At 66.4% G+C, this 15,573-nt stretch carries 13 protein-coding genes; 8 read left to right on the top strand and 5 right to left on the bottom strand.

What is annotated here, in order from left to right:
- Positions 1 to 128 precede the first annotated feature (128 nt).
- Positions 129 to 1,358 (top strand): argininosuccinate synthase, encoded by a 1,230-nt coding sequence (locus EOW66_RS08700; RefSeq protein WP_128156005.1) that lies wholly within the window; start codon positions 129 to 131, stop codon positions 1,356 to 1,358.
- A complete protein-coding gene (gene mog, locus EOW66_RS08705; RefSeq protein ID WP_128156006.1) occupies positions 1,355 to 1,891 on the top strand; it encodes a molybdopterin adenylyltransferase in 537 nt (178 codons plus the stop codon). Before EOW66_RS08700 ends, mog begins: the two co-directional genes overlap by 4 nt.
- A gap of 119 nt (positions 1,892 to 2,010) precedes the next feature.
- On the opposite strand, the gene ubiG is transcribed toward mog, so the two are convergent.
- Positions 2,011 to 2,754 (bottom strand): bifunctional 2-polyprenyl-6-hydroxyphenol methylase/3-demethylubiquinol 3-O-methyltransferase UbiG, encoded by a 744-nt coding sequence (gene ubiG / locus EOW66_RS08710; protein ID WP_128156007.1) that lies wholly within the window; start codon positions 2,752 to 2,754, stop codon positions 2,011 to 2,013.
- A 67-nt stretch (positions 2,755 to 2,821) separates the two neighbouring features.
- Between ubiG and pip the strand changes: the two genes are divergently transcribed.
- The 5 genes from pip (at position 2,822) to infB (ending at position 9,298) form a co-directional block, all read left to right on the top strand.
- Positions 2,822 to 3,793: a prolyl aminopeptidase gene (gene pip, locus EOW66_RS08715; RefSeq protein ID WP_128156008.1), complete on the top strand. Its 972-nt coding sequence runs from the start codon at positions 2,822 to 2,824 to the stop codon at positions 3,791 to 3,793.
- Between the two features lie 138 nt (positions 3,794 to 3,931).
- Positions 3,932 to 4,528, top strand: a complete 597-nt coding sequence (gene rimP, locus EOW66_RS08720) for a ribosome maturation factor RimP (protein WP_128156009.1) — start codon at positions 3,932 to 3,934, stop codon at positions 4,526 to 4,528.
- 3 nt (positions 4,529 to 4,531) lie between these two features.
- Positions 4,532 to 6,136, top strand: coding sequence for a transcription termination factor NusA (gene nusA, locus EOW66_RS08725; protein ID WP_128156010.1), 1,605 nt, complete (start codon positions 4,532 to 4,534; stop codon positions 6,134 to 6,136).
- A gap of 1 nt (position 6,137) precedes the next feature.
- The gene (locus tag EOW66_RS08730) at positions 6,138 to 6,767 is read left to right on the top strand and encodes an RNA-binding protein (RefSeq protein WP_113898528.1); all 630 of its coding nucleotides are present in this window, start codon (positions 6,138 to 6,140) and stop codon (positions 6,765 to 6,767) included.
- Positions 6,764 to 9,298: a translation initiation factor IF-2 gene (infB, locus tag EOW66_RS08735; RefSeq protein WP_128156011.1), complete on the top strand. Its 2,535-nt coding sequence runs from the start codon at positions 6,764 to 6,766 to the stop codon at positions 9,296 to 9,298. The genes EOW66_RS08730 and infB overlap by 4 nt, the downstream gene beginning before the upstream one ends.
- Before the next feature lie 94 nt (positions 9,299 to 9,392).
- Here the strand turns inward: infB and EOW66_RS20360 are convergent, their stop codons facing one another.
- The 4 genes from EOW66_RS20360 to EOW66_RS08750 form a co-directional block, all read right to left on the bottom strand.
- Complete coding sequence (locus EOW66_RS20360) at positions 9,393 to 9,530, bottom strand: hypothetical protein (RefSeq protein ID WP_164881072.1); 138 nt, start codon at positions 9,528 to 9,530, stop codon at positions 9,393 to 9,395.
- A gap of 215 nt (positions 9,531 to 9,745) precedes the next feature.
- Positions 9,746 to 10,192, bottom strand: a complete 447-nt coding sequence (locus EOW66_RS08740; RefSeq protein WP_128156012.1) for a (deoxy)nucleoside triphosphate pyrophosphohydrolase — start codon at positions 10,190 to 10,192, stop codon at positions 9,746 to 9,748.
- Complete coding sequence (gene argJ, locus EOW66_RS08745; protein WP_128156013.1) at positions 10,189 to 11,607, bottom strand: bifunctional glutamate N-acetyltransferase/amino-acid acetyltransferase ArgJ; 1,419 nt, start codon at positions 11,605 to 11,607, stop codon at positions 10,189 to 10,191. Before argJ ends, EOW66_RS08740 begins: the two co-directional genes overlap by 4 nt.
- Positions 11,608 to 11,631: 24 nt before the next feature.
- Positions 11,632 to 12,501, bottom strand: a complete 870-nt coding sequence (locus EOW66_RS08750) for a peptidylprolyl isomerase (RefSeq protein ID WP_128156014.1) — start codon at positions 12,499 to 12,501, stop codon at positions 11,632 to 11,634.
- 185 nt (positions 12,502 to 12,686) lie between these two features.
- On the opposite strand from EOW66_RS08750, the gene secA reads away from it, so the two are divergent.
- Complete coding sequence (gene secA / locus EOW66_RS08755) at positions 12,687 to 15,395, top strand: preprotein translocase subunit SecA (protein ID WP_128156015.1); 2,709 nt, start codon at positions 12,687 to 12,689, stop codon at positions 15,393 to 15,395.
- Positions 15,396 to 15,573: the final 178 nt, after the last annotated feature.

Here is a 15,573-nt window from a genome sequence, read left to right on the forward strand (position 1 = left end):
AACTTCGGGCAGGCAAGCCGATTCCCTTTGTGTCGGGAACAATTCCGCGCCCCCCTGCATGCTTGCAGGCCTTGAGATGCAGGGCAAAACGCACTATCCCGCGCCAAAACCATATCCGGAGGCTCTCCATGTCCGCGCCCAAGAAAGTCGTCCTCGCCTATTCGGGCGGCCTCGATACCTCGATCATCCTGAAATGGCTGCAGACCGAATACGGCTGCGAGGTGGTGACCTTCACCGCCGACCTCGGCCAGGGCGAAGAGCTGGAGCCCGCGCGGCAGAAGGCGCTGATGCTGGGCATCAAGGAAGAGAACATCAACGTCCTCGACCTGCGCGAGGAATTCGTGCGCGACTTCGTCTTCCCGATGTTCCGGGCGAATGCGCAGTACGAAGGGCTTTACCTGCTCGGCACCTCGATCGCGCGGCCGCTGATCTCGAAACACCTTGTCGAGATCGCGCAGCGCACCGGCGCCGATGCGGTGGCGCATGGCGCGACCGGCAAGGGCAACGACCAGGTCCGCTTCGAGCTGGGCGTCGCCGCCCTCGATCCCTCGATCAAGGTGATCGCGCCCTGGCGGCTGTGGGATCTGACCTCGCGCACCCGGCTTCTGGAATTCGCCGAACAGAACCAGATCCCGATTGCCAAGAACAAGCGCGGCGAGGCGCCGTTCTCGGTCGACGCGAACCTGCTGCACACCTCGTCCGAGGGCACCGTGCTGGAAAACCCGGCCGAAGAGGCGCCCGATTACGTCGCGCAGCGCATCGTGCCGGTCGAACAGGCGCCGAACGAGCCCGAATTCATCGAGGTCACCTTCGAGAAGGGCGATGCGGTCGCGATCAACGGCGAGAAGATGTCGCCCGCGACGATCCTGACCAAGCTCAACGAGCTTGGCGGCAAGCACGGCATCGGCCTGCTCGATTTCGTCGAGAACCGCTTCGTCGGGATGAAGTCGCGCGGCGTCTACGAGACCCCCGGCGGCACCATCCTGCTCGAGGCGCATCGCGGCATCGAGCAGATCACGCTCGACAGCGGCGCGGGCCACCTGAAGGATTCGATCATGCCGCGCTATGCCGAGCTGATCTACAACGGCTTCTGGTTCTCGCCCGAGCGCGAGGCGCTGCAGGCGCTGATCGACAAGACGCAGGAATATGTCACCGGCACGGTGAAGCTGAAGCTCTACAAGGGTTCGGCGCGGACCGTGGCCCGCTGGTCGGAGTATTCGCTCTATTCCGAAAAGCACGTGACCTTCGAGGAAGACGCGGGCGCCTATGATCAGCGCGACGCGGCGGGCTTCATCCACCTGAACGCGCTGCGGCTGAAGCTGATCGCCACCCGCAACGCCCGCGTGGCGAAGAAATGAGCCTCTCGCAGCCCCGCGCCGCCATCGTCACCGTCTCCGACCGCGCCTCGCGTGGCGAATACGAGGACAAGGGCGGCCCGGGCTGCGAGGCCTGGCTGAGGGAGGTGGTCTCCACCCCCCTCGCCATCACCCGCCACATCATCCCCGACGGGCGCGACAGCGTGGCCGAAACGCTGCGCGTGCTGGTCGCGGAAGAGGCGGATCTGATCCTCGTCACCGGCGGCACCGGCCCGGCGCCGCGCGACGAGACGCCCGAGGGCGTTTCGGCGGTGATCGAGAAGGAGCTTGCGGGCTTTGGCGAGGAAATGCGCCGCGCCTCCCTGCTCGAGGTGCCGACGGCGATCCTGTCGCGGCAGTCGGCGGGCATTGCCGGCAAATCGCTGATCATCACGCTGCCGGGCAAGCCCTCGGCGATCGCCACCTGCCTGAATGCGGTCTTCGCCGCCGTGCCCTATTGCCTCGACCTGATCGGGGCCGCCTTCCTCGAGACCGATCCCGCGAAGATCACGGCGTTTCGCCCGAAAGCAAAATAAGAAGGGGCGCTGCCCCTCTTCGGCTGCGCCGAATTCACCCCGGAGTATTTTTCCAAGGAAAACGCCGGTTTTTTCTTGGCCCAAATACTCCGGGGGAGCGCAGCGGGGGCAGAGCCCCCTCAGCGCTTCACGCTTGCGGTGACGTAATTCACGCTCAGATCGCGCTCCGACAGCGACCAACGCCAGGAGAGCGGGTTGAACACCATGCCCTTGCGGTCGACCGGGGCGAGCCCCGCGCTGCGGATCAGCGTGTAAAGCTCGTCGGGCGTCACGAATTTCGACCAGTCATGAGTGCCCACCGGCAGCCAGCGCATCACCCGCTCGGCACCGATGATCGCCATCATGTAGCTTTTCGGGTTGCGGTTCATCGTCGAGCAGAACATCAGCCCGCCGGGGGCGAGCAGCTCGGCGCAGGTGTTCACGAAGCCCTGCGGGTCGGCGACATGCTCGATGATCTCCATCGCCAGCACCACGTCGAAACGCTCGCCGGCTGCGGCAAGGTCTTCGGCGGCGCAATGGCGGTAATCGATCGCGAGGCCCGACTGTTCCGCATGCAGCCGCGCCACCGGGATGTTGCCGCCCGCCGCATCGGCGCCGACCACGGTCGCGCCAAGCCGTGCCATCGGCTCGCTCAGCAGCCCGCCACCGCAGCCGATGTCGAGCAGCCGCAGCCCGTCAAACGGACGCGGCGCCTTCAGGTCGCGGCCGAACTGCGCGGCGATCTGCGTCACCAGATAGTCGAGGCGGCAGGGGTTGAGCATGTGCAGCGGCTTGAACTTGCCGTTCGGATCCCACCATTCGGCGGCCATTGCCTCGAATTTGGCCACTTCTGCCGGGTCGATCGTCTTCGTCGCAGCTTCCATGCCGTCCTCCGTCATTCCTTGCGCCTCCCCCGTGGCGGGCGGGCCTGAGCCGTTATATAGTCGGATCATGGATAGAAACGCAGGGCAAAAACGCGCAGCCGGCGCCTTTCTCTACCCGCCGGTCGAGCCCTTCGATCAGCGCATGCTGGACGTGGGCGATGGTCACCGGATCTATGTCGAGCAATCGGGCCATCCGCAGGGCCGCCCGGTGGTGGTGTGTCACGGCGGGCCGGGGGGCGGATGCAGCCCGGCGATGCGGCGGTTCTTTGATCCGGCGCATTACCGGGTGATTCTTTTCGACCAGCGCGGCTGCGGGTTGTCGCGCCCGCATGCCTCGGTGACAAGGAACACCAGCTGGGATCTGGTTGCCGACATGGAGAAGATCCGCCTTGCCCTCGGGCTGCGCAGCTGGATCGTCTTCGGCGGCAGCTGGGGGGCGACGCTGTCGTTGCTTTATGCCGAAACCCATCCCGAGCGGGTCGATGCGCTGGTGCTGCGCGGCGTGTTCCTGGCGATGCAGAGCGAGCTTGACTGGTTCTATGGCGGCGGCGCGGGGCAGTTCTTCCCCGACCTGTGGGAGCGCTTCACCCGGCCGGTCCCGGAGGACGAGCGCGGCGATCTGATTGCGGCCTATCACAGGCGGCTCTTCTCGGGCGATTACGCCGAGGAGGCGCGCTTCGGCCGGCACTGGGCGATGTGGGAAAATGCCCTTGCCTCGGTGGATTACGACGGTTTTCCGGGCGAGGCCCCGGCCGATTATGCCCGCGCCTTCGCCCGTCTCGAGAACCATTATTTCAGCCATGGCGCCTTCCTCGAGGAAGACGGCCAGATCCTGCGCGACCGCAGCCGCATCGAACAGATCCCGGCGATGATCGTGCAGGGGCGGATGGACATGATCTGTCCGCCGGTCTCGGCCTGGCGGCTGGCGCAGGGCTGGGACCGGGCCGAGCTGCGCCTGGTGCCGGCCGCCGGCCACGCGCTGAGCGAGCCCGGCATCGCCTCGGCGCTGGTCGCGGCGATGGACCGGATGCGGGGCTGAAACGGCGCCCTTGCAGAGTCGTGGCGAAACGCGTATATGAGCGTTCAACAGCGGCGCGCCGGGGTCCAAACCTGACGCCCACCGGAGAAGTGTGACGGGCCGCTTCGGCCCGTTTTTTGTTATTCAGAGGATCGGAACATGAGCGATCTGATCGCCAAGACCGCGATCGACCGGCGTCTGGCCGAAATTGTCTCGCCCGTGATCGAGGGGCTGGGCTTCGAGCTTGTGCGCCTGCGGTTGCAGGGCGGACGGCACCCGCTTTTGCAGATCATGGCGGATCGGCCCGAGGGCGGCATCGTTGTCGATGACTGTGCGGCGATCTCGACTGCGGTTTCGGCCGCGCTCGACGTCGAGGACCCGATCGAGGAGCAGTACACGCTCGAGGTGTCCTCGCCCGGCATCGACCGGCCGCTGACCCGGCTGAAGGATTTCGATCTGTGGGAAGGCTATGAGGCGCGCCTCGAGACCTCCGAGCAGATCGACGGGCGCAAGCGCTTCAAGGGCATCCTGCGCGGCACCGAGGGCGACGAGGTGCTGGTGGAGATCGAGAATGGCGGCGAGATGGTCACCATCGGGCTGCAGTTCGAGTGGCTGTCGGACGCGAAGCTGGTGCTGACCGAGGAGCTGATCGCGGAAATGCTGCGCCAGAAGAAGGCCGACGGCACGCTCGACGAGACGAAGTTCGACGAGATCGAAGAAGACGACGACACGAATTCCCCCGACGAGGAGATCTGAGAGATGGCAATCACCTCTGCCAACCAGCTCGAACTGCTGCAGACGGCCGAAGCCGTTGCGCGCGAGAAGATGATCGACCCGGATCTGGTGATCCAGGCGATGGAGGACAGCCTCGCGCGGGCGGCAAAGTCGCGCTACGGCAGCGAGATGGACATCCGCGTCCACATCGACCGCAAGACGGGGCGCGCCGCCTTCACCCGCGTGCGCACGGTGGTAGCCGATGACGAGGTCGAGAACTACCAGGCGCAGCTGACCGTGGCGCAGGCCAAGCAGTACAAGCGCGATCCCGAGCTTGGCGACGAGATCATCGACGAGGTGCCGCCGGTCGATCTCGGCCGCATCGCGGCGCAGTCGGCCAAGCAGGTGATTCTGCAGCGTGTGCGCGAGGCCGAGCGTGACCGCCAGTTCGACGAATTCAAGGACCGCAAGGGCACGATCATCAACGGCGTGGTCAAGCGCGAGGAATACGGCAACATCATCGTCGATGTCGGCCGCGGCGAGGCGATCCTGCGCCGCAACGAGAAGATCGGCCGCGAGAGCTATCGCCCGAACGACCGCATCCGCGCCTATGTCAAGGATGTGCGCCGCGAGACCCGTGGCCCGCAGATCTTCCTCTCGCGCACCGATCCGCAGTTCATGGCGGAACTCTTCAAGATGGAAGTGCCGGAAATCTATGACGGCATCATCGAGATCAAGGCCGTGGCCCGCGACCCGGGCTCGCGTGCGAAGATCGCCGTGCTGAGCCATGACAACTCGATCGACCCGGTCGGCGCCTGCGTCGGCATGCGCGGCTCGCGCGTGCAGGCCGTGGTTGGCGAGCTGCAGGGCGAGAAGATCGACATCATTCCGTGGAACGCCGATCAGGCGACCTTCCTGGTGAACGCGCTGCAGCCGGCCGAGGTCTCGAAGGTCGTGGTCGACGAGGACGCCGGCAAGATCGAGGTCGTGGTGCCCGACGAGCAGCTTTCGCTTGCGATCGGCCGTCGCGGTCAGAACGTGCGCCTTGCCTCGCAGCTCACCGGGCTGGATATCGACATCCTGACCGAGGCCGAGGAATCGCAGCGTCGCCAGGCCGAGTTCGCCGAGCGCACCAAACTCTTCGTCGATGCGCTCGATCTCGACGAGTTCTTCGCCCAGCTGCTGGTGGCCGAAGGCTTCACCAACCTCGAGGAAGTGGCCTATGTCGATCTCGACGAGCTGCTGTCGATTGAGGGCGTGGACGAAGGCACCGCTGAGGAGCTGCAGGCGCGTGCCCGCGACTACATTGAGGAGCAGAACCGCAAGGCGATCGAGGCCGCGAAGGAACTGGGCGTCGAACAGTCGCTCTTCGACTTCGACGGGCTGACCCCGCAGATGGTCGAGGCGCTGGCCAAGGACGACGTCAAGACGCTCGAGGACTTCGCCACCTGCGCCGACTGGGAACTGGCCGGCGGTTGGACCACGGTGAACGGCGCCCGCGTCAAGGACGAGGGCATCCTTGAGAAGTTCGGCATGAGCCTCGAGGACGCGCAGAACCTGATCATGACCGCCCGGATCCAGCTTGGCTGGGTCGACCCGTCGGAGCTCGCCGATGAGCCCGAGGAGTCGGAAGAGGAGGCCGAGGAGTAAGATGAGCCGCGGGGGCCGGGAAAAGGAAAACGAGCTGCCGGAACGGCGCTGCATCGTCACTGGTGACGTGCAGCCCAAGCCGGGGCTTGTGCGTTTCGTCGTCGCCCCCGATGGCACGATCTTCCCGGACCTGGCAGAAAAGCTGCCGGGCCGGGGGATCTGGGTGACCGCCGATCGGGCGGTCATCGAGAAGGCCGCGGCGAAGGGCATGTTCGCCCGCGCGGCCAGGGCGCAGGTACGGGTGCCGGAAAACCTTGCCGACATGGTCGAGGAAGGGCTTGCGCATCGCGTGGTTGAGCTTATCTCTCTGGCGAGGAAGGCTGGCGGCGCTGTCGTCGGCTTTGAAAAGGTCAAGGGCTGGCTGGCCGACGGCAAGGCCAAAGTGCTCCTGCAGGCCTCCGATGGATCGGAACGCGGCAAGGGCAAGCTCTGGACACCGGAGGGTGGGCGCTGGTTTGGCTGCCTGACCTCCTCGGAATTGGGTTTGGCTTTCGGCCGCGATCATGCGATACACGGCGCGCTTGCGGCTGGCGGACTCACCCCTCGTGTGATTAGAGAAGCGGCAAGGCTTGCAGGGTTGCGCAGGCAGGACGGCGGCGAGACCGCCATGAAGGATAGTAAGACGGCATGAGCGATACGGACGGCAAAAAACCCCTCGGCCTTGGCGGCGGCGCGCGCCCCGGTTCGGTGAAGCAGAGCTTCAGCCACGGGCGCACGAAGAATGTCGTGGTCGAGACCAAGCGCAAGAAGGTGGTGGTGCCGAAACCCGGAGCCGCGGCCCCCGCAAAGGGGACCGGAAAGGCACATCTGGGCGATCCGTCGCGCCGCCCCGCCGGCATCTCCGACGCCGAGATGGAACGCCGCATGGCCGCATTGCGGGCCGCCAAGGCCCGTGAGGTCGAGGAAGCCGCGCAACGCGAGGCCGACGAGAAGGCCCGCGAGGAAGAGCGCGAGCGCCGGCGTGCCGAGATCGAGGCCAAAGAGCGCGAAGAGCGCGAGCGTGAAGAAGCGCTGCGCCTGAAGGCCGAGGAAGAGGCCCGCAAGGCCCGCGAGGCCGAGCTGCGCGAGAAGAAAAAGGAAGAGGTCCGGGCGAAGCCTGCGCCGAAGTCCGAGACCCCGGCCGACCCGGCTGCGGCCGAGGCTGCGGCGGCACGCGCCGCGACCAAGGGCGTCTCGGCCACCGGTCCGCGCAAGACCGACCGTGACCGCGACGACCGCACCCCGGCCGCCGACCGCGACAGCCGCGGCAAGAGCAAGGGCGGCGATGGCCGCCGCGCCGGCAAGCTCAGCCTGAGCGAGATCGAGGGCGAAGGCGGGCGGCAGCGCTCGCTTGCCGCGATGAAGCGCAAGCAGGAGAAGGCGCGGCAGAAGGCCATGGGCATGGGCCACAAGGCCGAGAAGCAGGCCCGTGACGTGCAGCTGCCCGAGACCATCGTCGTCTCCGAGCTGGCGAACCGCATGGCCGAACGCGCCGCGGATGTCGTCAAGGTGCTGATGAAGATGGGGATGATGGTCACCGTCAACCAGACCATCGACGCCGACACCGCTGAACTGGTGATCGAGGAATTCGGCCACCACGCCGTGCGCGTCTCGGATGCGGACGTCGAGCAGGTGATCGACACCGTCGAGGACAAGGACGAGGACCTGCAGCCGCGCCCGCCGATCATCACGATCATGGGCCACGTCGACCACGGCAAGACCTCGCTGCTCGACGCGATCCGCTCGACCAATGTCGTGTCGGGCGAGGCGGGCGGCATCACCCAGCACATCGGCGCCTATCAGGTGACGACGGAATCGGGGGCGGTGCTGACCTTCCTCGACACCCCCGGCCACGCGGCCTTCACCTCGATGCGCGCCCGCGGTGCGCAGGTGACCGATATCGTCGTGCTGGTCGTCGCTGCGGATGACGCGGTGATGCCGCAGACGATCGAGGCGATCAACCACGCCAAGGCGGCGAAGGTGCCGATGATCGTGGCGATCAACAAGGTCGACAAGCCCTCTGCCAACCCGCAGAAGGTCCGCACCGATCTGCTGCAGCACGAGGTCGTCGTCGAAGAGATGGGCGGCGACGTGCAGACCGTCGAGGTCTCGGCCAAGACCCGTCAGGGGCTTGATACCCTGCTCGAGGCGATCGCGCTGCAGGCCGAGATCCTCGAGCTCCGCGCCAACCCGAACCGGGCGGCGCAGGGCGCGGTGATCGAGGCGAAGCTCGACGTCGGCCGTGGCCCGGTCGCGACCGTGCTGGTGCAGAACGGCACGCTGAAGAAGGGCGACATCTTCGTCGTCGGCGAGCAGTGGGGCAAGGTCCGCGCGCTGATCAACGACAAGAGCGAGCGCGTCGAGGAGGCCGGTCCGTCGGTTCCGGTCGAGGTGCTCGGCATCAACGGCACGCCCGAGGCGGGCGACGTTCTGAACGTCGTCGAGACCGAGGCGCAGGCCCGCGAGATCGCCGATTACCGGATCAAGGCCGCGAAGGACAAGCGCGCTGCCGCCGGTGCCGCGACCACGCTCGAACAGCTGATGGCGAAGGCCAAGGCTGACGAGAGCGTCGCCGAGCTGTCGGTGGTGGTGAAGGCCGACGTGCAGGGTTCGGCCGAGGCGATCGTCCAGGCGCTCGAGAAGATCGGCAACGACGAGGTGCGGGTGCGCGTCATCCACTCCGGCGTCGGCGCGATCACCGAAAGCGACGTCGGCCTTGCCGAGGCGAGCCAGGCGCCGGTCATCGGCTTCAACGTCCGTGCGAACGCCCCGGCCCGTGCCGCGGCGAGCCAGAAGGGCGTCGAGATCCGCTATTACTCGATCATCTATGACCTGGTCGACGACATCAAGGCGGCGGCTTCGGGCCTGCTGAAGAACGAGGTTCGCGAGAACTTCATCGGCTATGCCACGATCAAGGAGGTCTTCAAGGTCTCCGGCGTCGGCAAGGTCGCTGGCTGCCTTGTCACCGAGGGCGTGGCACGCCGTTCGGCGGGCGTGCGCCTGCTGCGCGACAACGTGGTGATCCACGAGGGCACGCTGAAGACGCTCAAGCGCTTCAAGGACGAGGTGAAGGAAGTCATCTCGGGTCAGGAATGCGGCATGGCCTTCGAGAATTACGACGACATCCGCCCCGGCGACGTCATCGAAATCTTCGAACGCGAAGAGGTCGAGCGCAGCCTGTAAGCTCGGGGTGTGGCATGAATTGCGAAGGGGGCCCGACGGGCCCCCTTCTGCGTTTCTGTGAGTGATCGCCCGGCACGGGGTGCGGCGGGGCGGCTCAGTCCGCCTTGCGGGGGACGGGGCGCCCGACATAGAGCCGGTCGTCGACGCGCACGGTGACGCGGCCGTCGTCGTGTTGCGTTTCGAAGGTGCCCTGCACGGACACGCAGCTTCCGACGGTGATGGTACGGAGCATCAGATATCCTCCAAATCTCTCATGCTGGGCTCATTGTCACAGAAGGCGAAGAATTGGCAAATAAAAAAGACCGCATTCCGCTGGAATGACGGCGCCGCGGCGGATGCCCCCGGCGCGGATCACGCAGCTCGGCATGCCACAGCAGCCGGGCGCGCCGGTCATGCGGGCGATCTTTTGTCCGGGAATGAGGGCGAGGCACGCCGGTGCGTGGCGGCTCAGAGCCAGTCGCGCAGGATCGGGATCAGCGGCTCGTCGGCCGGCGGCATCGGATAGTCGCGCAGGTTCTGCGCCCGCACCCATTTCAGCACCTGCCCCTCGCGCGGGCTGGGCGTTCCTTGCCAGCGGCGACAGGCGAAGAGCGGCATCAGCAGGTGAAAGCCTTCGTAGCTGTGCGAGGCGAAGGTCAGCGGCGCAAGACAGCTGTGCCAGGTGTCGATGCCGAGCTCCTCGCGCAATTCACGGATCAGCGCGGCCTCGGGGGTCTCGCCGGGTTCGACCTTGCCGCCCGGAAACTCCCACAGCCCGGCCAGCGACTTGCCCGCCGGGCGCTGTGCCAGAAGCACGCGCCCGTCGGTGTCGATCAGGGCAACGGCGGAGACCAGCAGCACCCGCCCCGGGGAAACCGGGGCCGGTGCGCCTTCGGGGCCGCAGCCGCCGCTCACGAGCGGTAATCCGCGTTGATGTCGATGTAGCGATGCGTCAGGTCGCAGGTCCACACCGTCTTCGCCGCGGTGCCGAGGCCGAGGTCGACCGCGATCACCAGCTCCTTGTTCTTCATGTAGGCCGAGGCCGCGGCCTCGTCGTAATCGGGCACGCGCCAGCCGTTCTCGGCCAGAACCATGTCACCGAAGGAGATCCGCAGCTTGTCGCGGTCGGCCTTGGCGCCGGACTTGCCGACGGCCATCACCACGCGGCCCCAGTTCGCATCCTCGCCGGCGACGGCGGTCTTCACCAGCGGCGAGTTGGCGATCGCCATCGCGACCCGGTGTGCGTCCTCGGAGGTTTCGGCGCCGGTCACCCGGACCTCGACGAACTTCGTCGCACCCTCGCCGTCGCGCACCACCTGCTGCGCGAGGTCGAGCATCACGCCACGCAGCGCGGCCTCGAAGGCGCGGGCGGTCTTCGAGCGCAGGTCGGTGATCTCGGCCGCGGCCGAACGGCCGGTGGCGGCAAGGATCAGCGCGTCCGAGGTCGAGGTGTCGCTGTCGACGGTGATCGCGTTGAAGGTGTCGCCGACATTGCGCGACAGGATCTTTTGCAGGTTCGCCGCCGAGATCTTCGCATCGGTGAAGATATAGACCAGCATCGTCGCCATGTTCGGCGCGATCATCCCCGAGCCCTTGGCGATGCCGGCGATCCGGATCGGGCCGCCCTCGCCCTCGATCTCGGCGGTGGCGCCTTTCGGGAAGGTGTCGGTGGTCATGATCGCGCGCGCCGCGGCCTCGATGCCGGTGGCGCTGAGGCCGGCCTTGAGCGTGTCGATCGCGGCGACGATGCGGTCATGCGGCATCGGCTCGCCGATCACCCCGGTCGAGGAGGAGAAGACGCGCGTCGCCGGCACGCCGAGCGCCTTGGCGACGGCGCCGGTCACCGCATCGACCGAGGCCTGGCCAAGCGCGCCGGTGAAGGCGTTGGCATTGCCCGAGTTGACGACGATCGCGGCACCCGCGGCCGCATCCACCGGACCCGCGAGCTTTGCCTGGCAATCGAGCACGCAGGCGGCGCGGGTGGAGGAGGTGGTGAACACCCCGGCGATCGCCGAGCCGGGCGCGATGCGGGCGAGCATCACGTCGGTGCGGCCGGCATAGCGCACGCCGGCGGCGACGGCGGCGAAGTCGACGCCGTCGATCACCGGCAGCGCCGGGAAGGCCTCGGGGGCGAGCGGCGAGACCGGGTTGGCCGTCTTCACCTTCACCGTCGCCTTGGCTTTCTCGGCGAGCTCGTCGCGCAGTCCGCCGAGCATCGCGGCCGCCACCTCGCCGGCGTCGCCGGCCACATCGGCCAGCTCCGCCTTCAGCTGCTTCACCTTGGACTTCAGCTTTTCGACCTTGTCCTCGAGGTCCTTCTTCTTCGCCATGGGCTCACCCCCTCCGAAATCGGCTCACTCGCCGAGGATCTTGTCGTCTTTCAGGACGGCAGGGTCGATGCCATCCGTCTTCTTCTCGACCTTCGCCTTGGCGACGGTGTCGGTGACGCGGTCCTCGACCGCCTTCTGGCGCAGGTCGCCGGTCAGCTGGTCGCGCACGTCGTCAAGTTTCGGCGCCTCGGCCATGCGGGTGCCGTAAAGCTTGATCACGTGCCAGCCGTATTCGGTCTGGATCGGGCCGGCGACATCGCCGTCCTTCATCCCGGCGACGGCATCGGCGAAGGGCTGCACCATCTTGTCGAGCGCGAACCAGCCAAGGTCGCCGCCATTCGCCGCGGCGCCGTCCTGCGACTTCGCCTTCGCCTCTTCGGCAAAGTCCTTGCCGCCGTCGATCTCGGCCTTGACCGCCTTCGCCTCGTCCTCGGTCGGCACGATGATATGGGCGGCGTGATATTCCTTGGTCGGCTCGGCCTTGGCGTATTTCTCGTCATAGGCCTTCTGCAGCGCCTCGTCGGTCACCGCCTTCTTCGCGGTGGTGTCGAGCACGACGCCGGCGAGATAGGCGCGGCGGTCGACCTCGAGCGCGATCTCGTCGCGGTGGGTCATCATCCCCTCGCCGATCTGCGACAGCGCGGTCTGCTGGATCAGCTGGTCGAGGATGCCGTTGAACAGCACGTCGTCGGGCAGCTGCTTGTATTCCGCGGGCAGGCCGTTGCGGACGGTGAGCATCTCGCCCAGCGTGACGTCCTTGCCGTTCACCGTGGCGACGACGGTATCGGCGCCGAGATCGGTGCGGGGCGCCGGTTTCGCGTCCTCGGCCTGGGCCACGCCGCCAAGGCAGGCCAGCAGCGCGGCGGTGCCCAGAAGTTTCGTCAGTTTCGCCATCAAGGCCACTCCAGCAAGGGCCGCGGCAGCCCGCGGCGTTGACACTCTGACGGCCGCCCCTTACATCGCCTAGGGACCTGTGAAGGCAGCTCCGCCCTGTATTCGTTCGCTGTTCTAGGCAACGGCCGGGGGGGCGGCAAGGCCGCAATGCACACGATTTGGTCAGACCAACCCGCGGAGAAAACATGCTGGGCCTCGGAACACTCGCGAAAAAGGTCTTCGGGACACCGAACGACCGCAAGGTGAAATCGGTCCGCCCGCTGGTGGCGAAGATCAACGCGCTCGAACCCGACTTCGTGAAGCTCACGGATGCCGAGATCATCGAGAAGACGCACGAGCTGCAAAAGCGCGCGCAGGAAGGCGGCGAAAGCCTGGATTCGCTGCTGCCAGAGGCCTTTGCCAACTGCCGCGAGGGCGCGCGCCGCGCCCTTGGCCTGCGGGCTTTCGACGTGCAGCTGATGGGCGGCATCTTCCTGCATCAGGGCAATATCGCCGAGATGAAGACCGGCGAGGGCAAGACCCTGATGGCGACCTTCCCGGCCTATCTGAACGCGCTTGCCGGCAAGGGCGTGCATGTGGTCACGGTGAACGACTACCTTGCACGGCGCGACGCCGAATGGATGAGCAAGGTCTATGGCGCGCTCGGCCTGACGACGGGCGTCGTCTACCCGTTCCAGCCCGATGACGAGAAGCGCATCGCCTATGCCGCCGATGTGACCTATGCCACGAACAACGAGCTCGGCTTCGATTACCTGCGTGACAACATGAAGGGATCGGTCGAGGAAATGATGCAGCGCGATCATTTCTTCGCGATCGTCGACGAGGTCGACAGCATCCTGATCGACGAGGCGCGCACGCCGCTGATCATCTCGGGTCCGTCGCAGGACCGCTCGGAACTCTATGTCGCGCTCGACAAGTACATCCCAGAGCTGACCGAAGAGCATTACACGATCGACGAGAAGGCCCGCAACGCGACCTTCACCGAAGAGGGCAACGAATATATGGAGCGCCGCCTGCACGAGGTCGGCATCCTGCCCGAGGGCCAGTCGCTCTATGACCCGGAATCGACGACGATCGTGCACCACATCACCCAGGCCCTGCGCGCGCACAAGCTGTTCCACAAGGATCAGAACTATGTCGTCGCCGGCGGCGAGATCGTGCTGATCGACGAGTTCACCGGCCGCATGATGAAGGGCCGGCGCCTGTCGGACGGTCTGCATCAGGCGATCGAGGCGAAAGAGGGCGTGGCGATCCAGCCCGAGAACGTGACCCTCGCCTCGGTCACCTTCCAGAACTACTTCCGCCTTTACGACAAGCTGGCGGGCATGACCGGCACCGCCGCCACCGAGGCCGAGGAATTCGCCGAGATCTACAGCCTCGGCGTGGTCGAGGTGCCGACCAACCGCCCCGTCGCCCGCAAGGACGAACATGACCGCGTCTATCGCACCGCCGCCGAAAAATACGCTGCGGTGATCGAGGCGATCAAGGAAGCCCATGCCAAGGGCCAGCCGATCCTCGTCGGCACCACCTCGATCGAGAAATCCGAGATGCTGTCCGAGATGCTGAAGAAGGACGGCATTCCGCACAACGTGCTGAACGCGCGCCAGCACGCGCAGGAGGCGCAGATCGTCGCCGATGCCGGCCGCTTCGGCGCTGTCACCATCGCCACCAACATGGCCGGCCGCGGCACCGACATCCAGCTTGGCGGCAACGTCGAGATGAAGGTGCATGACGAGCTGGCCGCGCACCCGGAGGCGAACCCCGACGAGTTGCGCAGCCGGATCGAGGCCGAGCACGCGGAAGAGAAGCAGAAGGTGATCGAGGCCGGCGGTCTCTTCGTTCTGGGCACCGAGCGGCACGAGAGCCGCCGCATCGACAACCAGCTGCGCGGCCGCTCGGGCCGTCAGGGCGACCCGGGGCGTTCGCTGTTCTTCCTCTCGCTCGAAGACGACCTGATGCGGATCTTCGGCTCGGACAAGCTCGACGCGGTGCTGTCGAAGCTTGGCATGAAGGAAGGCGAGGCGATCATCCACCCCTGGGTGAACAAGTCGCTCGAGCGCGCGCAGGCGAAGGTCGAGGGCCGCAACTTCGACATCCGCAAGCAGCTGCTGAAATTCGACGACGTGATGAACGACCAGCGCAAGGCGATCTTCAGCCAGCGCCGCGAGATCATGGAAGCCGAGGACATCTCGGAAATCACCCGCGACATGCGCCTGCAGGTGATCTCGGACCTCGTCGACCGCCATCTGCCGCCGAAGTCCTATGCAGACCAGTGGGACGTCGAGGGCATGCATACCGCGGTGATCGAGCAGCTGAACCTCGACCTGCCGATCGCCGAATGGGCGAGCGAGGAGGGGGTCGATCAGGACGTGGTGAGCCAGCGTATCGAGGCCGCCACCGATACCTACATGGCGCAGAAGGCCGAGGCCTTCGGCGACGAGACGATGCGGGTGATCGAAAAGCAGATCCTGCTGCAGACGATCGACGGCAAGTGGCGCGAGCATCTCGTCACGCTCGAGCATCTGCGCTCGGTCGTCGGTTTCCGCGGCTATGCGCAGCGCGACCCGCTGTCGGAATACAAGACCGAGGCGTTCCAGTTGTTCGAGACGATGCTCGACGGGCTGCGTTTCGAGGTGACGAAGCGGCTGGCGCAGATCCGGCCGCTGACCGACGAGGAACGTGCCGCGATCCTGGCGCAGCAGATGCCGCAGATGGTCGCCCCCGAGGTCGAGCCCGAGCCCGAGATCCCGGCCGGCGAGGCGCCGCAACCCGGCACGCCGGCGCCCGGTTTCGTCGAATCGGATCCGACCACCTGGGGCAACCCCTCGCGCAACGATCCCTGCCCCTGCGGTTCGGGACTGAAGTTCAAGCACTGCCACGGCCGGATCGTCTGACCGAATTGCGGCACCTGTGGGGCGGCCCGGTGGCGACACCGGCCGCCCTTCGCATATCTGCGTGAATTCATTTAACTTTCTTTCCATGAACAGCAGGGCGCTTTCGTTCGGATTTTGGAAACATTGCCCCGCTCCGGCCATCGCCCTGCCCGGATCACCCGCTACTCCTTCGGTTCGA

The organism is Paenirhodobacter huangdaonensis (genome assembly GCF_004022465.1).
GTDB lineage: Bacteria > Pseudomonadota > Alphaproteobacteria > Rhodobacterales > Rhodobacteraceae > Rhodobacter > Rhodobacter huangdaonensis.